We start from the raw sequence: 17,265 nt of genomic DNA, 5'->3' as shown, positions 1-17,265 counted from the left end.
TTCGATCCTCCCGCTCGCGGAGGAGGATCGATGAGGACCGAATCGCTTAGCTGACCGCTTCGACGACCGCCGCACGCAGTTCGGGAATGCCCATGCCGTATTCGCTCGACGTGACGAGGATGTCGGGATGCGCGGCCGGACGCTTGCGCGCCTCGATCGCGGTGCGCTCGGTGACCTCGACGAGCTCGGACGCCTTGATCTTGTCCGCCTTGGTCAAGACCATGCGGTAGCTGACCGCGGCCTTGTCGAGCATCTCGAGGATCTCGCGGTCGACGTCCTTGATTCCGTGGCGCGAGTCGATCAGCACGAGCGCACGCTTGAGAACATCACGCCCGCGCAGGAAGTCGTTGATCAGGAAGCGCCATTTCTTGACGACGTCCTTGGGTGCCTTGGCAAACCCATAGCCCGGCATGTCGACGAGGCGGAATGCGAGCGGCGCGCCCACGTCGAAGAAGTTCAGCTCCTGCGTACGGCCCGGCGTGTTCGACGTGCGTGCCATCGAGTTGCGCCCGGTGAGCGCGTTCAACAGCGACGATTTGCCGACGTTCGAGCGGCCGGCGAACGCCACTTCCGGCACCAACGCATCGGGCAGGAATTCGAGCGTCGGCGCGGACTTCAGGAAGCCGACATGCCCCGCGAATAGCTTCCGCGCATGCTCGAGCATCTCGGGCGTGAACGGCGCGTCGGTCTGTTCGAGGTCGGGACCTAAGTTAGGGACGTCGTTCACTTGGTCACCGGCACTTTCAGGCCCGGATGGCGGGCGTACAGCAGCTTCTGCTGGATGATGGTCAGGCAGTTCGACGTGATCCAGTACACCTGGAGGCCGACCGCGAAGGGTGCCATCACGAACATCAGCACCCATGGCAGCAGCTTGAAGACCTGCTTCTGCGTGTCGTCCATCGGCGTCGGGTTCAGCTTGAACTGGAAGTACATGCTGATGCCCAGGATGATCGGCACGACACCGATCGCGATCATGTGCGGCGGCGTGAACGGCAGCAGGCCGAACAGGTTGAGCGGCGTCAGCGGATCGGGCGCCGACAGATCCTTGATCCACGCGACGAATGGCTGGTGACGCATCTCGATCGTCAGCATCAGCACCTTGTACAGCGCGTACATGATCGGGATCTGCAACAGCGTCGGCGCGCAACCGGCGAGCGGATTGACGCCCTCGGTCTTGTACAGCGCCATCACTTCCTGCTGCATGCGGACCTTGTCGTCCTTATACTTCTCCTGCAGCAGCTTCATCTTCGGCTGCACGGCGCGCATCGCGGCCATCGACTTGAACTGACGCTGTGCGATCGGGAACAGCAGGCCGCGGATCGTCACGGTCAGCAGAATGATCGCGACACCGAAATTGCCGATCATCCGGAACAGCCAGTCGAGATAGTAAAAGATCGGCTTCTCGACGATCCGGAACCAGCCCCAGTCGATCGCGTAATCGAGTTTCGCGACGCCCTGCTGATCGGTGTAGCGATCGAGCAGGCGGACTTCTTTCGCGCCCGCGAAGAAGCGCGAGGTCTGCGTGATCGCCTGGCCCGGTGCGACTTGCTTGGGCTGGAGCGCGTAATCGGCCTGATAGGCCTTGTTGGCGCCGGCGCGGAACTGGCCGTCGAACGCCTGACCTTGGTCGGGGATGATCGCGGTCAGCCAGTATTTGTCGGTGAAGCCGAGCCAGCCGCCGGTGGTCGTGAACTTCTGCGTAGCCTCGTCGATGTCCTTGTAGTTCGGACGGTAATGCGCGCCGCCATTGTCGACCGACATCGGCCCGACATGGATCGTCATCGACGACGGATCCTTCGAGATGCCGACACGGTTGACGAGGCCATAGGTGGCGACGGGGACGGGCGCGGTGCCCGCGTTCAGGACGGTCTGGCGGACCGTGAACATGTAATCCTGGTCGACCGCGATCTGGATTCGGAAGCGCTGGCCGGTGGCGTTGGTCGCGTCGAGCGTGACCGGCGTGGTCGGGGTCAGCGTGGTCGCGCCCGACGACGTCCAGACGGCATCGGCAGCAGGCGGGGTCAGGCCCTGCGCGCGCCAGCCGAAGCTTGCGAAATACGCGTCGGGCGCGCCGGCGGGCGACAGCAGGCGGATCGGCGGCGAGTTCTTCGCGACGGTCTCGTCATAGCCCTTGAGCACGAGATCGTCGATCCGCGCGCCCTTGAGGTTGATCGAGCCGGACACGCGCGGCGTCTCGATGCGGATACGCGGGGTGCTGGCGATCACGGCGTTACGGTCGCCGATCGCGGCGGCGCCGTCCGCGGCCGGATCGGCGGCGGGGTTGGCGATCGCTTTAGTCTTGCCACCCTCGATCTTTGTGACCGGCGGATTCGCGGTCGGGAAGAACTTGCCCTGGATCAGCGGCCATCCGAACAGGATCAGCGCCGCGATCACCGCGAACAGCACGAAATTCTGCTTGTCGTCTTTCACAGGGCGGCGTCTTTCAATTTTTTAGGCTTCAGCTCTGGGACCGGATCGGGGCCGTACCCGCCCCACGGATGGCACCGCGCAATACGCTTCGCCGCCAACCAGCCCCCCTTGAGCGCGCCATAGCGCCCAACGGCCTCTATTGCATAGGCTGAACAGGAAGGATCGTAGCGGCAACTCGACGGCAGGACGAGCGAAGGGCCGAGTTGCCAGCCGCGGGCGATGAGGATGAGGAGGCGGGCTAGCATGGTGCAGCCAAGGCCAGCACGCCCCAAGATTGTTTCCCCGCGAAGGCGGGGACCCAGACTGGGCTCCCGCCTTCGCGGGAGAACAAGGGCCAATAGGACCGCTTCGAGTGAGGCATTTCCACCCCGGCGAAGGCCGGGGCCCCGCTGGGGGACGTCGCTAACGAATGGCGGTGCTGAATCACGGCCGCTTTCCCACCTGGGCCCCGGCCTTCGCCGGGGTGGTGGCTTGCGCCGATGCGGTATCAGTGGCCTGCGGCGTAACCTTCCGGAAAGCCTTACCCAACTCGCTTCGCAACAAGGCGAAATCCCGCTCGACCCCGCCGTTACGCCCGATCAACACATGATCGGCCCCGGCAACGCCGCGTTCCGCCAACAGCTCGCGCGCCAGCGCCCGCAACCGCCGTTTCATGCGGTTCCGGACGACGGCGTTGCCGATCTTCTTAGTGACGGTGAAGCCGATTCGCATCGTCTCGTCACCGTCATCGCGGGGGCGCATGAGCAGGACGAATCCCGGCATCGGTGCGCGCTTCCCCGCATTCGCCGCGAGAAAATCGCGGCGTTTGTCGAGAATAGTTAGGCCGACAGCTTCTTGCGACCGCGGGCGCGGCGTGCGTGGATCACTGCCCGGCCGCCGACCGTCGCCATCCGTGCGCGGAAGCCGTGACGGCGTGCGCGTACCAGGTTGCTCGGCTGAAAGGTCCGCTTCATTGGTCATTCCCTAGGTCATCAAATAGAAAACGGCCGCCACAGGGACGGCCTTGATGGCTGGGCGCTTACGGAAACGGGGCGGGTAAGTCAATTCGCACCGGCCTTGGCAGCAGCGCTTTTCGACGCCTTCGCTCGCTCGTGGCGCCGCATCGCGCTCTGTCGCCGCATCATCCGGTCGACGAAATGCCCGGTCCGCGGCCAGCGCCGCTTGAGCCGCGCCCATTTCAACCGCGCCCAGCGCGAATTGCGCAGGACTAGAACCATCCCGCCCGCAAACAGGAAGATGCCCGCCGGTCCTGGCAACGGCGCAAGGAGCGGCGCTGCGACGATCAACAGCATCCCGAGCACCAACTGGCCGAAGCGGAGGACGGGGGAGCGGACTGCTTTCACGGAAGGCATGTGGGTCCGGTGTATTAGGATGGCAAGACGGCGCGGATCGACGGCGATGGGCCGCGTGTCCTTGCAGACATGGCAAATCGGGTATGAATAAGGCGTGACGTCGTGTCGCGGGGGAGCGGGCATGGCGGCGATCGTGGCGACGGTGGCGTATCTGGGACTCGAAGCGCGTGCCGTCGAGGTGCAAGTCCAACTGATTCCAGGACTTCCTGCGTTCAACGTCGTCGGTCTTGCGGACAAGGCGGTCGGCGAAAGCCGCGAACGCGTGCGTGGTGCGATCGCAGGCATGGGGCTGTCGCTGCCGCCGAAACGCATCGCGGTGAACCTGTCGCCCGCCGATCTGCCGAAATAAGGATCGCATTTCGATCTACCCATCGCGCTCGCGTTGCTGGCTGCGATGGGCGTGGTCGATGCCGAGGCACTGGCGGATTACGTGATCGTCGGCGAACTCGGCCTCGACGCGCGGATCACAGCGTCGCCCGGCGTGCTGCTAGCCGCGCTGCATGCGTCGGAAGTGGGGAAGGGGCTCGTGTGCCCCGCAGCCCAGGGTTCGGAGGCGGCTTGGGCTGGAGAGATCGAAGTGATCGCCGCGCCCGACCTGCTGTCGCTGCTAAATCACTTCAAAGGCCACGGTCTGCTCAGCCCACCCAAGCCCGGCATCGCCGACCAGGCCGACCACGGCCCGGACTTGCGGCAGGTCAAAGGGCAGGAGACGGCCAAGCGTGCGCTGGAGATCGCCGCTGCGGGATCACATAATTTATTGATGGTAGGCCCGCCCGGTTCCGGAAAGTCCCTGATGGCCTCCTGCCTTCCCGGTATCCTACCACCGCTCGACCCTACCGAGGCGCTCGAAGTGTCGATGGTCCAGTCGGTTGCGGGCACGCTCTCCGGTGGTCGCCTGACCCGCACGCGCCCTTTCCGCGCCCCGCATCATTCCGCATCGATGGCGGCGCTCACCGGCGGTGGTCTGAAGGTGAAGCCGGGCGAGGTCAGCCTCGCGCATCTCGGCGTGCTGTTCCTGGACGAACTTCCGGAGTTCCAGCGCGCCGTCCTCGATTCGCTTCGACAGCCGCTGGAGACCGGCACGGTCAGCGTTGCGCGCGCCAACGCACACGTAACCTTCCCGGTCCGCGTGCAACTGATCGCCGCAATGAACCCGTGTCGGTGCGGGCACCTTGGCGATGCGAGCCTGGCCTGCGCGAGAGCCCCGAAATGCGCAGCAGACTATCAGGCGAAGGTCTCGGGACCGCTACTCGATCGGATCGACCTCCACATCGACGTCCAGGCGGTCAGTGCCGCAGACCTGATCCTACCGCCACCAACCGAAGGCTCGGCAGAGGTTTCCGTCCGCGTCGCTGCCGCCCGCGCGATCCAGTCCGACCGCTACCGCGATCACCCGGTGCGCACGAATGCCGAGGCGGATGGGGCATTGCTCGATGCGGTCGCCACGCCCGACGAAGCCGGCCGGAAACTGCTCGCCCAAGCGGCCGAGGCGATGCGCCTGACCGCGCGCGGCTACACCCGCATCCTCCGCGTCGGTCGCACGATCGCCGATCTCGCCGGCAGCGACACCGTCGGCCGCATCCACATCGCCGAAGCGCTCAGCTATCGTCGCCAACCGCCGAGAAACTGAACCGATACGTTTTCCGATCAAGACAGCTTGCGGCAAACGAAAGCTTCGTCTAGCCAACCCGCCGATGCCCCTGTGGCGAAATTGGTAGACGCGACCGACTCAAAATCGGTTGCCGCAAGGCATGCTGGTTCGATTCCGGCCAGGGGCACCACCGCAAATCGCCGCGCATTTGTGCAAGGCGAGGCGGATCTACCATCCGCGTCGGCTCGCACATTCCACGCGGCGATGTGACCGATCGCTGTCGACCATACCCGGTTGGCTTCCCTATCGCCGGGTCCACAGATCCAGTCGGTACGATGTCGTCCGCTCCGCCCGCTCGAGCGTGATGGCGTCGCCGAGCGCCGCGGATATCTTGTCGACGGCTGCGTCTCCGGTCTGCGGATAGTCGGTGTCGCCGATCCAGTGCACCAGCAATATCCGTCCGCCGGGGACGACATGCGCCCGTAACCACGCCCCGGCGGTGGTGATGTCGTCATCGCTCCAATAATACACGACCTCGGAGAGTAGGACGAGATCGAGGGCGTTGGTCGCGGGAACCTGATCGGGGAAAACGACCTTCTCGAAGTGAACCTGCGGCAGGGCTTCGCACCGCTTGCGTGCATAATCGATCGCCTGCGCGGCAATGTCGATGGCGAGGAGATCGTCGCATAAAGGCGCCAATTGCCTGGTCAGCACCCCGTGAGCACAGCCGATCTCGAGCGCGGCGGCGTAGCGACGATCGTCCAGCACGGCGATGGTCCGCGCGAATTTGGCGGCTTCATACGGGCTGCTGGCGAGCGACCACGGATCGTCGTCGCCGGCAAAAATATCCTCGAAATAGGCGGCAGTCAGGCTGCCCCCGCTGTGGGGCGGCTTATCGGGCATCGGCAATTCCGTTCAGATGAAGGACGTCCTCCGCCGGCATCCGCCAGGCAGTCCGCGCGAGGCGAAAGCCCGCGCCATAGGCTGCACCCGTCTGGCTGCGATGCGCCAGCAGTGCCCGGCGACGCTGGCCGACCGACATCGGGCGCGTGCGGAATGTCGTACGCGCAGGGGGCACGGCAGAATCGGTCCATACGCGGTAGTCGAATATCGTCACCGTGCGCCGGGCGGCACGGATTGCGGCGAGCGCGATCGTCCGGAACGCGGTATGATCGCAATGCGGTTCGTCGGCGCCGGTGACCGCGATCGCATCGACGCCACGTAAGCGGATCAGTGCTGCAAGCCGCCGGACCGTCGCGCGCCATGCCGCGCTGTCGGGGCGATGGGGATGCGCGTCGGGCCAGTCGAGGAACACGGGCAACGCCGTATCGCGTCCGGCCAGCCGCCGGACCGCCAACGCCGCCTCACGCCGCCGCACCCGTGCCAGCCAGGCGCCGCCCGCGTCGTGCGATCCGGCGCCATCGGTCAGGTAGACGACCCCTGCAAGGCGACGTACCGCCGCCGCCTCGGCAACCAGCGCGCCTGCGCCCAGCGTCTCGTCATCGGCATGCGGCGCCAGCACCAGCCAGCGCGCGCGTGCGAACCTGCTCGTCGCGAGCGGGCGGGCAATGCCTACCACAGGCGATCCTCGCCCCAGCAATCATGATCGATCCAGTCGCGCACGGCGGCGTCGCGGACCTGGTCGGGCCCTGCCTGACGCAGGTACAGGCTGAGATCGCGGATGATCTTGTCGATGCGCTGCCCCTCGAATGTGCTGCGGGTGCCAACAAGCCGTGCCGCATGCTCCATCACGTCGAGCCCGGCGCGCTCGACGACGCCGCGGGTCATCCGTGCGAACGCCGCCGCGTCGGCATCCTCGCGCGCCGCGCGCACCGCCGCCTCGCGCACCCACAGCCCGGCGGTACGGGTTGCGACGACCGCGTGCCCGAATGCCGCGCGCGCCAGCGGGTCTGCGCGTGCCGCCCCCGAGAGCGCCGCGCGGGTCTCCGCCAACAGCGCCTCGATCCCGCCGAGCTGGACCGCGGTGAACCGCCACGCACCCGCGGTGAAACGCGGTTCGCGATCATAGTCGCCGGGCTGGCCCAGCAGTGCATCCTCGTCGATCGGATAGCCGGTCAGGTCATAGGCGCCGCTCATGCTCGCGCGCATGCCCCGGACACGCCAGCCGCTGGCATCGGTCCGGTCGGGATCGTCGGCGCCGACGATGGCCAGTCGGCGGTCGCCGCTATCGGGCTGGATCGTGACGATCGCATAGCCGATCCCGCCTGCGCCACTGGCGAAGCTCTTCGCGCCCTGCAATGTTCGCCCGCCCAAATTCTCGATCAACGCGACCCCCGGCGCCGGCTCGGTCGCCCATACGCCGAACGCGGCGCCATGATCGAGCACGCGGCGCAGCCAGTCCTTCTGGCTGGCGGTCGCATACCAGCCGAACAGCTCCATCGCGTTGATATGACCTTCGAACAACCGGCCGACACTCAGGTCGCCGCGACCGACCCGACGCAGTGCGTCGAACATTGCGCGATGGCGGACGTCGGCGTCGGCAAACGTCTCGCCACCCGATTCGACCGGGGCGAACCGGCGTAGCAAACCCGCCTCCGCGAGCAGCGCGATGCTGTCGGCGGGATGCGCGCGCTCTGCGTCATAGCGTTCGCCCAGCCTGGCGAGCGCAGCGACCAGCGGATCGTCGAGCACCGTCGTCATTCGTTCGCTCATCCGCGCTCTCCATCGGCCAGGGCCATCACATACGCTGCCAGACGGGCTGCACCATCCGGGTCGTCGAGCGCCACCTGCGCGGCGGAATCGAGCCGTTCCGCATGCGTCAGCAGCATCGGCCAGTCCGCTGCGGCGGCATCGTCGCACATCAACGCCGCACCCACCGCGACCAGTCGCTCGGCCTTCGATCGCTGTTCGTCGAACGGTCGATCCTCCGGCAGGCAAATAAAGGGTCGGCGTGCCGCCAGCACCGCACCGACCACGCCGTCCCCTGCGCTACCGATGACGATCGCGGCGCGTGCGATCCACGCCGCGGCGTCGTCGACCCAGCCTGATTGCTCGAGATTGGTTGGCGCGTCGACAAGTGGCGGGCAATCGCCGATGATTCGCCACATACGGTCGGGCGTGGCACGCGCCGCGCGGACCCAGACCGCGGCATCGATTGCCGAGCCGCCCCTGCCGCTAACGACAAGGATCGATCGGGGTTCGATCGATGTCGTCCCGACACGGTCGACCAGGCCGGGGGCATAGACGGTCTTTCGTCGGACCCAATCGGGGGTGGCCGGATCGTCGAGTGCTTCGGCAAATGGCGCGACGATCGTGGTCGCGGCGCGAAACGCCTCGTGATGCGGGGCGTCGTCACGCCGGCCGCCTAGCCTGACGTACACGGTCGGTACCGACGCCAGCCGCGCCAGCATCGCGATCTCGCACGACACGTCGACGATCATCAGCGCGGGTTGCTGTTCGGCGATCCAGTGCGTGATCGCCGCGACCCGGCGACGTATTCCGTCATGATCAAGCGGCGCATAGTGCAGCGCCGCGGGGCGATCCGCGGCATCGTCGCGACCGTCGAACCCGCAAGCAAGCCGGTCGTCCGGAATGTCGACATAGCGGTGGGCACCGCTCCGCCCGGCGATGTTCGTGCCGATTAAAGTGATTCGCCCGTCGGCATGATCCGCGATCGCCGACGCTCGCATGCGGTGTCCGGCGCCGTGGTGATGGACGTAATAGCCGATCGGACGTCGGCTCATGAAGCAAGCAAGGACGTGACGGGCTCGATCGAGATCGCGCCGGGATATTGGGGCAGGGGCATGTCGCCGGGCATTGGCGGCAGGTCCGCCTCGCGTGCCAGCATCGCCGCGACGCCGTGTGCGTTGCGGGTTGCACGCCGCCAATTGGCACGGGTCCGCCAATGCTCGAACGCAGGTACCCAGGGATCCGCGCCCCGATCGAGCGTTGCTGCGAGTTCGGCCATCGCGAGCGCCATGCCCCCCGCGGCACGCCCCTCGGTGCGCGCCGACACGCGGGTCCAGACCGAAGGCGGATGGACCAGCCGCCCGCCCGCTGCGACCGCGTCGATGACCATCGATCGATCCTCGCCCGATGCGATTGGCGGGACCCCGCCGATCATGCGGTACAAGGCTGCGTCGATCGCGATGCTTGCCCCGGTGTGGTCGCCGTGACGCGGCGGCGGATCGTGCGGGGATGGGTCGACCGCGTCCTCGATCGCGCGGACCGCGGCCCAATATCGATCGAACCGTTCGCGCATCGCGGTGATCGCCGCATCGATCGGCTCCGCGTCGTCGAGGACGATCCGTCCACCAACGATATCCCCACCTGCGTTGATCGCGGCGAGGTTGGCCGCGAGCCAGCCAGCGGGAGGACGACAATCCGCGTCCGTGGAAATCAGCACGCCGCCGCGGTCGTCGCCGCCGATACCGCCGCCGCCGCCAATCCCACCGTCAACGACATGGCGATATCCCATCTCCATGGCGTGGCCACGCGCGCTCCCGGCATGTGCTAACGCGGGTTCAAAGGTGCGAGACTCGACCACGATGTCCAGCCGACCGGAGTACCGTATCGCGACAGTGCGCATGACGCCGACGCTGTCGTCGTCGCTATTATTGATACACAGCGCAATCGGGATACGCCCGTCGATCGTCTGCGCGGCAAGCGCCTCGAACAATATCGGCAGGCGCAGGCTTTCGTTGCGCGCAGGTACGCAGACGCAGAACGGCCTCATCCGCGCAGCGCGCGGTTAGCAGGCGCGGGTCTGCTGGCGGCCAGGGCAGGCCACATCGCCGACGCGAGCGGTTCCGGGATCGGCCCGGATATGGGCAGGGGCATGGGCGGAGCAGCCGTCTTCGCGCGCATTTCCGCGCACATCTCGGCATACAACGCCTCGTAACCGTCGATCATCGTTTCGGCATCGCAGATCGCAACGGCGCGCGCGCGGCTGTCCGATCGGGCGAGGTGCATCGCCCGTACGGCTGCGGTGGCAAGCGAGTCGACATCGTCGGGCGTCGCCAGCACGCCACTACCGTCATCGAGCAAGGTCGGGATCGCACCGCGCGCGAATGCCGCGACCGGTGTGCCGCACGCCAGTGCCTCGGCAACGACCAGCCCGTACGGTTCGTCCCAGCACGGCGTGCACAGGAATACCCGGGCACCTCCGATCAGCAACGATAGCGCGGCGTGATCGAGATGGCCGACATAGCGCACGGCATCGCCGAGATGCGGGGCCACCTCCTCGGCGTAATAGTCCGGATCGGAGATCGGACCGGCAATACGCAGAGGCAGCCCGACCTTTTGGGCCGCCGCGATCGCCAGATGAAGGCCCTTTTCGGGGACAATGCGACCATACCAGACCAGATAGGGATCGGCGTCGGGGACGGCCCGATAGGGGAAGCGGTCGAGATCGATACCGTTGCCGACGACCCGGTCGATCGGGACGATCGGCGACCACATCGTGCGGATCGCCTCCGATACGGCGACGAACCGCGTCGCTTCGGCGCGGCACAACCGAATGCCGCTCTCGAGCCAGCAAAATGGCGGGGTATGCAGCGTCGTGACCATCGGCATCGGCAACGTATCCGCCATCGCAACCGGTAGATAATGCAGTGAATTGTTGTGGACGATATCGAAGCCACCGCGACGCAGTTCGGACATCAACCGCAGATAGGCGTGATGTTCGCGGAAGAACGCGATGTCGGTCGCTTCCGCGACACCGGTCGCCATCAGCGCGGTCTCATCGCAGATCGCGGTCAGCCCGGTGGCGGGATCGGACCGCGTCGACGCGAACAGCACGACATCATGGCCACGTGCGCGAAGCCGGGTGGCAAGAAGATGCGTGTGCATCTCGAGTCCACCGGCAAACGGCTCGACGATCGCATGCTTCAGGTGAGAGATAATCGCGATACGCATGATCGAGCTCGAGCGTCCCCTTTATGGTTCAGCGTCGTAACGAGCGTGCATCGATATAAGACCCATATACAGATTGTGAATCGTGCTGATGGGGATCAATAGACTCGGTATACTATAGCGCGTCGGCTAGCGGGCTCGAATACGCGCAACGCGTCATGAAAACTATACCGCTTGTTCGCGCTAAATCCATGTTCGGGCGAACAGTCATTCGAGGATGCGATGATCACCGCATGGCCGAAGCGGACCTGTTGGTCTGGGTGTCAGGGATGCGGTAACGGGATCGCACATTTGGGACGGGTCAGCGGAGCAACTTGTCGACCGGCTCCGTTGCGGCGGCATCCCTGGTGGCAATGCTGCCTATCTCGACATCGTCCTCGGCGACTTCGATCGCACGGTGAAGATGACAGGCGGCGAGATCGGCCCGGTCACGGTCGAGCAACGCCAGCGCCATCTTCATCAGCGAAACAGCGGTTTGAGAACGTGTTAGCATGATCTAAGTTAGGATGGCTGGTTTGAGGAGGCAAGCGAAAGCGGCGTGTTTCGTCCGGTTTGGATGCGACGGCACGGTGTGTTCTCGCTCGCACGACGCCATGCCGATCGCCCTGACGTACAGCGTCACGCGCCTCTCTTGGGCACCGGCAATCAACCCAGCATACCCGCATAGGTCTGCGGCGGCGGCGGCGACAGAACCCGCGCGGCGCCGCCGCTAGCCAGTACCAGCAGAAGTACGACGATACCGGCGCGGGCAATGCGTCGCGGCGGCGCGCGATCGGCCAGCAAAACCACCGCCACCGCGGTCGCGATCATCGGCCATAGGTGATAGCGCAGGTCCGACGCGATGCTGAGGACCGCGAAGCTCGCTTCCAGGGCGAGCGCGGAGACGAGCAGCGCCGTGGCAAGATCGCGGACTGGATCGCGGGCCGGATCGCGGGCCGGATCGAGGGGACGCGACAGGCCTGTCGCCAGCGCGGTGATCGCGATCACGATCCAGCTTATCGGCCAGCCCAGCGGCGTCTCGACGATCATGGCGGTCAGGCTTTCCCAGTGCCGGGCGGCGGCGTTCGGGCTGGTGAGACCGACCGTGTTGGGCTCCGACAGGGTCGGGGGGGCTGCGCTCGGCCAGTGCAACGGGACCAGCCAGCGATCGGTCGAGTTCAGATGCGCGAAGCGGTGCGCCGCATAGGCGATCGGGTGATGCAGCGCCGATCCGGCGAGCGTCAGGTAGAGCGTACCGACGGGTAGCGCCCGGAGGCGCGCCATCGTCGTTCCGCAATGCGCGTCGTCGCCGAGCGGATCCCAGAAGAACGGCGAGGCGCAGTGGCGCGCGACCACGGTTTCCGCTTCGGCGCGGGTCAGGCCGATCGCGGTCCCGTCGGGTACGCGCGCGGCGATGCCGGCCAGATCGAACAACGCCTGCGTCGATTCCACGCCGCTACGTTGCGCGCACAGGATCTGGTGATTGACGACCGGCGCTACGGCTAGGACGACGACTACCGCAATCAGGCCGGTGATGATCTTGGCGACGGTTCCGGCGGGGCGGGGAGCGAGCGTCACCACCAATGGCAGGACGATGAAGACGGCGTTTGCGCGGACGAGGACCGCATAGGCCAGCAGCAATGCGGTCGGGATCCAGAGCGCGCGCGGCATGGCGCGGTGTGCGAGCCTGTACCAGCCGATGATCCCGCATGCCCCGAGCAGCGCGCCGGTCAGTTGCGCGTCTTTGAGGACGACGCCCTGCCACCCGAGAAACGGTGGCAACAGGCCGATGACGATGATCGCCACCGCGCTGCGGCTGCGCCCCGCTCGCGCCAGCGCGGCGGCGATCAGGCCGAGGCCGAGCCAGTAGGTGCCGAGCTGCAGCACCAGCATCGGCGTCGCAGCCGACCCGAGCGGTGCAAGCAGCGCCCAGGCGCGCGCCATCGCCGGCGGATGCCAGTCGTCGTACACCCCCGACAGGACCTGCTTATATTGCGCGACGGTGTCGTACATCGCGACCCCCGGCCAGAACAGCGCGAGCGAGGCCACGCACAGCGCCGTCGCAACGAGCGCGATGTGGCGCGGGGTGAGGCGGGAGGCAGGGTCGATCGACATTCGCGGGTCCTGCACCGGTGGCTCATGCGCCGCGAAATCCTGAGAACCGGATGTCGGGGCAGGGCGACCTTTCGGAGGCTCGTGCGCGGGGGTCAAGAGAGTTAGGGCCGAAACGGGATGGCTTGCCCGGTCTGGTCGGTTGGTTGGGTATCACGCAACGTGATCCTGACGATCGTCAGGGGTCGGAGCCAAAAGCGTTGCGGGTGGTACCCCTGGGCCCCCACTTTCGTCGGGATGACGGGGAGGGGGCATGCTCGAACTCTGATCCTCCCCCGCCAGGGGGAGGTGGCGCCGAAGGCGACGGAGGGGGAGGATGCGGAACGGAGGTTTCCCTTTCCGCCCCCTCCGTCAGGCAAGCGCCTGCCACCCCCCCTGGCGGGGGAGGATACCGGCATTAGTAGTGGATCGCGCGGCCATAGGCGGCGAGGACGCTCTCGTGCATCATCTCGGACAGTGTCGGATGCGCGAACACCGTTTCCATCAGCTCGGCCTCGGTGGTCTCGAGCTGGCGCGCGACGACATAGCCCTGGATCAGCTCGGTCACTTCCGCGCCGACCATGTGCGCGCCGAGCAACTCGCCGGTCTTCGCGTCGAACACCGTCTTCACGAAGCCCTCGGCCTCACCCAAAGCAATGGCCTTGCCGTTGCCGATGAAGGGGAACTTGCCGACCTTCAGCTCGTAGCCGGCTTCCTTCGCCTTCGCCTCGGTCATGCCGACGCTTGCGACTTGCGGGCGCGAATAGGTGCAGCCGGGGATATTGGCCTTGTCCATCTGGTGCGGCGATCCACCGGCGATCTTCTCGACCGCGATGATGCCCTCATGGCTGGCCTTGTGCGCGAGCCACGGCGCGCCGGTGACGTCGCCGATCGCCCAGATGCCGTCGACGTTGGTGCGACCGTATCCGTCGGTCTTGATGTGGCCGCGGTCGGTCTCGACGCCGAGCGCCTCCAGCCCGATATTCTCGGTGTTCGGCACGATGCCGATCGCGATGATTGCGTGGCTGAAAGTCTCTTCCGAAACCTTGCCGTCCTTCGCCTTGATCTTCGCCGTGACGCCGTTCGCCGACGGGGTCAGCCCTTCCAGACCGGTCTGGGTCAGCAGCTTGATGCCCTGCTTCGACAGCGCCTTGTCCATGAACGCGGAGACTTCCTCGTCCTCGACCGGCAGGATCCGTGGCAGCATCTCGACGATCGTCACGTCGGCGCCCATGTCGTTGTAGAAGCTGGCGAACTCGACGCCGATCGCGCCCGATCCGATGACCAGCAGCTTGGTCGGCATCTCCGTCGGCACCATCGCATGACGATAGGTCCAGATCCGCTCGCCGTCGGCCTTGGCGAACGGCAGGTCGCGCGCGCGGGCGCCGGTCGCGACGATGATGTTCTTGGCTTCGAGATCGACGGTCTTGTCGCCTTGCTTGACGGACAGCTTGCCCTTCGCGGTCACGGTGCCGACGCCCTCGACGACGGTCACCTTGTTCTTCTTCATCAGGCCCTTGACGCCCGCGTTCAGCTGGCCCGCAACCTTGCGCGACCGGTCGACGATCTTGGCGAGATCGAACCCGACATTGTCCGCCTTGAGGCCGTAGCTCTCGGCGTTCTGCATATAGTGATAGATTTCCGAGGTGCGGAGCAGCGCCTTGGTCGGGATGCAGCCCCAGTTGAGGCAGATGCCGCCCAAGCGCTCGCGCTCGACGATCGCGACCTTCAGGCCGAGCTGCGACGCGCGGATCGCGGCGACGTAACCGCCGGGGCCCGAGCCGAGGATGACGAGATCATAGGTATCAGCCACGGTAGAGTCCTTTGAATTAATTGGTTTCGGGCGGCACGGGCCGCGGTTTGCGATCGTCGCCGACCGCCACGAAGATGAAACGCGCCTGGGTCACCTTGCAGCTGTCGTTGCTGTGGCGCGCGCGGCGCCACGCCTCGACCTCGATCGTCATCGAGGTGCGGCCGACCGCGATCAGTTCGGCGTAGACCGACACCTCGTCACCGACGACGACCGGCATGTGGAACTTCATCGCGTCCGCCGCGATCGTAACGGCGCGACCGCCGCTACGCCTGGACGCGACCGAGCCGGCGGCAAGATCCATCTGACCCATCAGCCAGCCGCCGAAGATGTCGCCGTACGGGTTCGCGTCGGCGGGCATCGCGGTGACGCGGATCGTCGGAGCCTTTTCAGGCGGCAATTCGGTCACGCTTCACTCCTGCGGGTAGTTCCGTCGAGACGACGCGCGCGGCGCAATGGCCCCACGCCCATCAGCACGGTCGCGACCATCGCCGCGGCCCCGCACGCCCAGATCACGTCCTGCCCGAGCGGATAGGACCATGCCGCCGCCCAGGTGATCGCGACGGCAACGGCGAGCCCCGCGAGTATGTGCAGGATCTCGATGGTCGTGTTCTTCATGTCGAAACAGAACCGCACACCCCCGTTCGCCCTGAGCGAAGTCGAAGGGTGTCAGACTCACCTGCTTCGACTTCGCTCAGCACGAACGGGGTGGGGGTGCGGGGTGCGGCGGTCATGCTTTCGCGCTTACGCCAGCATGCCCAGCGGGTTCTCGACGAGGTGCTTGAACGCCTTCATGAACTGCGCGCCGTCGGCACCGTCGATCGCACGGTGGTCGAAGCTGCCGGTCGCCGACATGACGGTCGCCACGGTGAGTTCGTCGCCGACGACGTACGGACGCTTCTCGCCCGCGCCGACCGCGAGGATCATCGCCTGGGGCGGGTTGATGACCGCGTCGAACTGTGTGATGCCGAACATGCCCATGTTGCTGATCGAGGCGGTGCCGCCCTGATATTCCTCGGGCTTGAGCTTGCCGTCGCGGGCGCGGGCGGCGAGGTCCTTCATCTGCGTCGAGATCGACGACAGCGACGCGGTGTCCGCGCCGACGATGATCGGCGTGATCAGACCCGACGGCGTGCTCACGGCGACCGAGATGTCGGCACGCTGGAACGTGATCAGCTGGTCGGGCGTGAACATCACGTTGCAGGTCGGCACCTGCATCAGGGCCACGGCCTGCGCCTTGATCAGCAGGTCGTTGACCGACAGTTTCACGCCGCGTGATTCGAGGCTCTTGTTCAGCTCGCCGCGCAGCTTGAGCAGCGCGTCGAGGCGGATGTTCACCGTCAGGTAGATGTGCGGAACGGTCTGCTTCGACTCGGTCAGGCGGCGAGCAATCGTCTTGCGCACATTGCTGAGCTTCGTCGCCTCGTGCGGGATGTCCGGCACGGTCGCAGGCTTTGCGGCAGGGGCCGGAGTAGCGGCAGCCGTCGGCGCAGCAGTGTCGGTCTTCGCAGCCACAGGCGCCGCACCCGGCTTCGCGCTCTCGACGTCGGCCTTTACGATACGACCCTTCGGCCCCGAACCCGACACGGCGCCGAGATCGATACCCTTGTCGGCGGCGAGACGGCGCGCGAGCGGGCTGGCCTTCACGCGGTCACCACTGGCGGTGGGCTTGGCGGCACCAGCGTCGTCGGGACGGCCATGATCTTCGGCCGACGCTTCAGTCCGCTCGATCGGCTTGGCCTCGGTCCCAGTCTTGTTCGGGTCCGTCGGATCGGGCTTGGCTTCCGATTCCTTCGCGGCCGGCTCGGGCGTCTCGCTCTTGGTGGGAGCCGACGACACGGACGACGCATCCTCGCCCTCTTCGGCGATGATCGCGATGACGGTGCCGACCTTCACGTTGTCGGTACCCTCGGCGACGAGGATCTTGACCACGGTGCCTTCATCAACGGCTTCGAATTCCATCGTCGCCTTGTCGGTTTCGATCTCGGCCATCAGGTCGCCGGATTTGACGACGTCGCCTTCCTTGATCAGCCATTTGGCGAGGGTGCCCTCCTCCATGGTTGGGGACAGCGCAGGCATCTTGATCTCGATCGACATGGATTTCCCCAGGGCGTGACGTAACGGCATGCCTACTCGCG

At 66.2% G+C, this 17,265-nt stretch carries 18 protein-coding genes, 1 tRNA gene and 1 pseudogene; 2 read left to right on the top strand and 18 right to left on the bottom strand.

The window, feature by feature from the left end; all coding sequences use genetic code 11:
• Positions 1-46: 46 nt before the first annotated feature.
• The 6 genes from yihA to C8J46_RS11070 all read right to left on the bottom strand — a co-directional run bounded on the left by yihA (position 47) and on the right by C8J46_RS11070 (position 3,773).
• Positions 47-664, bottom strand: a complete 618-nt coding sequence (gene yihA / locus C8J46_RS11095) for a ribosome biogenesis GTP-binding protein YihA/YsxC (RefSeq protein ID WP_132739574.1) — start codon at positions 662-664, stop codon at positions 47-49.
• A 59-nt stretch (positions 665-723) separates the two neighbouring features.
• Complete coding sequence (yidC, locus tag C8J46_RS11090; protein WP_132738839.1) at positions 724-2,430, bottom strand: membrane protein insertase YidC; 1,707 nt, start codon at positions 2,428-2,430, stop codon at positions 724-726.
• The gene (yidD, locus tag C8J46_RS11085) at positions 2,427-2,675 is read right to left on the bottom strand and encodes a membrane protein insertion efficiency factor YidD (RefSeq protein ID WP_132738837.1); all 249 of its coding nucleotides are present in this window, start codon (positions 2,673-2,675) and stop codon (positions 2,427-2,429) included. Before yidD ends, yidC begins: the two co-directional genes overlap by 4 nt.
• Positions 2,676-2,853: 178 nt before the next feature.
• Positions 2,854-3,246, bottom strand: a complete 393-nt coding sequence (gene rnpA, locus C8J46_RS11080) for a ribonuclease P protein component (protein WP_132739571.1) — start codon at positions 3,244-3,246, stop codon at positions 2,854-2,856.
• Positions 3,247-3,248: 2 nt separating this feature from the next.
• Positions 3,249-3,383: a 50S ribosomal protein L34 gene (rpmH, locus tag C8J46_RS11075; protein ID WP_031393806.1), complete on the bottom strand. Its 135-nt coding sequence runs from the start codon at positions 3,381-3,383 to the stop codon at positions 3,249-3,251.
• An 87-nt stretch (positions 3,384-3,470) separates the two neighbouring features.
• Positions 3,471-3,773, bottom strand: coding sequence for a hypothetical protein (locus tag C8J46_RS11070; RefSeq protein WP_243643331.1), 303 nt, complete (start codon positions 3,771-3,773; stop codon positions 3,471-3,473).
• A gap of 130 nt (positions 3,774-3,903) precedes the next feature.
• Between C8J46_RS11070 and C8J46_RS11065 the strand changes: the two are divergent.
• Together C8J46_RS11065 and C8J46_RS11060 are read left to right on the top strand one after the other, a co-directional pair.
• A pseudogene (locus C8J46_RS11065) lies at positions 3,904-5,412 on the top strand (YifB family Mg chelatase-like AAA ATPase).
• Positions 5,413-5,478: 66 nt separating this feature from the next.
• Positions 5,479-5,563 (top strand) — tRNA-Leu (locus C8J46_RS11060).
• Positions 5,564-5,676: 113 nt separating this feature from the next.
• On the opposite strand, the gene C8J46_RS11055 is transcribed toward C8J46_RS11060, so the two are convergent.
• The 12 genes from C8J46_RS11055 to C8J46_RS11000 all read right to left on the bottom strand — a co-directional run bounded on the left by C8J46_RS11055 (position 5,677) and on the right by C8J46_RS11000 (position 17,224).
• Positions 5,677-6,276, bottom strand: coding sequence for an SAM-dependent methyltransferase (locus C8J46_RS11055; protein WP_132738831.1), 600 nt, complete (start codon positions 6,274-6,276; stop codon positions 5,677-5,679).
• Complete coding sequence (locus C8J46_RS11050) at positions 6,266-6,952, bottom strand: PIG-L family deacetylase (protein WP_243643330.1); 687 nt, start codon at positions 6,950-6,952, stop codon at positions 6,266-6,268. Before C8J46_RS11050 ends, C8J46_RS11055 begins: the two co-directional genes overlap by 11 nt.
• Entirely contained in the window at positions 6,946-8,046 is a 1,101-nt protein-coding gene (locus tag C8J46_RS11045) for an acyl-CoA dehydrogenase family protein (protein ID WP_132738829.1), read from the bottom strand. Before C8J46_RS11045 ends, C8J46_RS11050 begins: the two co-directional genes overlap by 7 nt.
• Positions 8,043-9,077 carry a glycosyltransferase gene (locus C8J46_RS11040; protein ID WP_132738826.1) on the bottom strand — a complete coding sequence of 345 codons (1,035 nt, stop codon included), beginning with the start codon at positions 9,075-9,077 and terminating at the stop codon, positions 8,043-8,045. The genes C8J46_RS11045 and C8J46_RS11040 overlap by 4 nt, the downstream gene beginning before the upstream one ends.
• Positions 9,074-10,069, bottom strand: coding sequence for a glycosyltransferase family 2 protein (locus C8J46_RS11035; protein ID WP_132738824.1), 996 nt, complete (start codon positions 10,067-10,069; stop codon positions 9,074-9,076). Before C8J46_RS11035 ends, C8J46_RS11040 begins: the two co-directional genes overlap by 4 nt.
• Positions 10,066-11,250 (bottom strand): glycosyltransferase, encoded by a 1,185-nt coding sequence (locus C8J46_RS11030; protein ID WP_132738821.1) that lies wholly within the window; start codon positions 11,248-11,250, stop codon positions 10,066-10,068. The genes C8J46_RS11035 and C8J46_RS11030 overlap by 4 nt, the downstream gene beginning before the upstream one ends.
• Before the next feature lie 298 nt (positions 11,251-11,548).
• Positions 11,549-11,740, bottom strand: coding sequence for a hypothetical protein (locus tag C8J46_RS11025; RefSeq protein ID WP_132738819.1), 192 nt, complete (start codon positions 11,738-11,740; stop codon positions 11,549-11,551).
• A 152-nt stretch (positions 11,741-11,892) separates the two neighbouring features.
• Positions 11,893-13,341 carry a hypothetical protein gene (locus tag C8J46_RS11020; protein WP_132738816.1) on the bottom strand — a complete coding sequence of 483 codons (1,449 nt, stop codon included), beginning with the start codon at positions 13,339-13,341 and terminating at the stop codon, positions 11,893-11,895.
• A gap of 394 nt (positions 13,342-13,735) precedes the next feature.
• Positions 13,736-15,130: a dihydrolipoyl dehydrogenase gene (gene lpdA / locus C8J46_RS11015; protein WP_132738814.1), complete on the bottom strand. Its 1,395-nt coding sequence runs from the start codon at positions 15,128-15,130 to the stop codon at positions 13,736-13,738.
• Positions 15,131-15,146: 16 nt separating this feature from the next.
• Positions 15,147-15,488, bottom strand: a complete 342-nt coding sequence (locus tag C8J46_RS11010; RefSeq protein WP_056487075.1) for an acyl-CoA thioesterase — start codon at positions 15,486-15,488, stop codon at positions 15,147-15,149.
• Positions 15,489-15,532: 44 nt separating this feature from the next.
• The gene (locus C8J46_RS11005; protein ID WP_132738812.1) at positions 15,533-15,745 is read right to left on the bottom strand and encodes a hypothetical protein; all 213 of its coding nucleotides are present in this window, start codon (positions 15,743-15,745) and stop codon (positions 15,533-15,535) included.
• A gap of 126 nt (positions 15,746-15,871) precedes the next feature.
• Complete coding sequence (locus C8J46_RS11000; protein WP_132738809.1) at positions 15,872-17,224, bottom strand: pyruvate dehydrogenase complex dihydrolipoamide acetyltransferase; 1,353 nt, start codon at positions 17,222-17,224, stop codon at positions 15,872-15,874.
• Positions 17,225-17,265: the final 41 nt, after the last annotated feature.

Origin of the sequence: Sphingomonas sp. PP-F2F-A104-K0414 (assembly GCF_004340945.1) — a bacterium.
Classification (GTDB): Bacteria; Pseudomonadota; Alphaproteobacteria; order Sphingomonadales; family Sphingomonadaceae; genus Sphingomonas.
This window is presented reverse-complemented; position numbering and strand designations above follow the sequence as displayed.

Excerpts from the sequence above, each read along its gene's own strand:
- yihA (WP_132739574.1), bottom strand. The coding sequence starts at position 664 with ATGCTCGAGCATGCGCGGAAGCTATTCGCGGGGCATGTCGGCTTCCTG.
- yidD (WP_132738837.1), bottom strand. The coding sequence starts at position 2,675 with ATGCTAGCCCGCCTCCTCATCCTCATCGCCCGCGGCTGGCAACTCGGC.
- rpmH (WP_031393806.1), bottom strand. The coding sequence starts at position 3,383 with ATGAAGCGGACCTTTCAGCCGAGCAACCTGGTACGCGCACGCCGTCAC.
- C8J46_RS11055 (WP_132738831.1), bottom strand. The coding sequence starts at position 6,276 with ATGCCCGATAAGCCGCCCCACAGCGGGGGCAGCCTGACTGCCGCCTAT.
- C8J46_RS11045 (WP_132738829.1), bottom strand. The coding sequence starts at position 8,046 with ATGAGCGAACGAATGACGACGGTGCTCGACGATCCGCTGGTCGCTGCG.
- C8J46_RS11040 (WP_132738826.1), bottom strand. The coding sequence starts at position 9,077 with ATGAGCCGACGTCCGATCGGCTATTACGTCCATCACCACGGCGCCGGA.
- C8J46_RS11035 (WP_132738824.1), bottom strand. The coding sequence starts at position 10,069 with ATGAGGCCGTTCTGCGTCTGCGTACCTGCGCGCAACGAAAGCCTGCGC.
- C8J46_RS11030 (WP_132738821.1), bottom strand. The coding sequence starts at position 11,250 with ATGCGTATCGCGATTATCTCTCACCTGAAGCATGCGATCGTCGAGCCG.
- C8J46_RS11025 (WP_132738819.1), bottom strand. The coding sequence starts at position 11,740 with ATGCTAACACGTTCTCAAACCGCTGTTTCGCTGATGAAGATGGCGCTG.
- C8J46_RS11020 (WP_132738816.1), bottom strand. The coding sequence starts at position 13,341 with ATGTCGATCGACCCTGCCTCCCGCCTCACCCCGCGCCACATCGCGCTC.
- C8J46_RS11010 (WP_056487075.1), bottom strand. The coding sequence starts at position 15,488 with ATGCCCGCCGACGCGAACCCGTACGGCGACATCTTCGGCGGCTGGCTG.
- C8J46_RS11005 (WP_132738812.1), bottom strand. The coding sequence starts at position 15,745 with ATGAAGAACACGACCATCGAGATCCTGCACATACTCGCGGGGCTCGCC.
- C8J46_RS11000 (WP_132738809.1), bottom strand. The coding sequence starts at position 17,224 with ATGTCGATCGAGATCAAGATGCCTGCGCTGTCCCCAACCATGGAGGAG.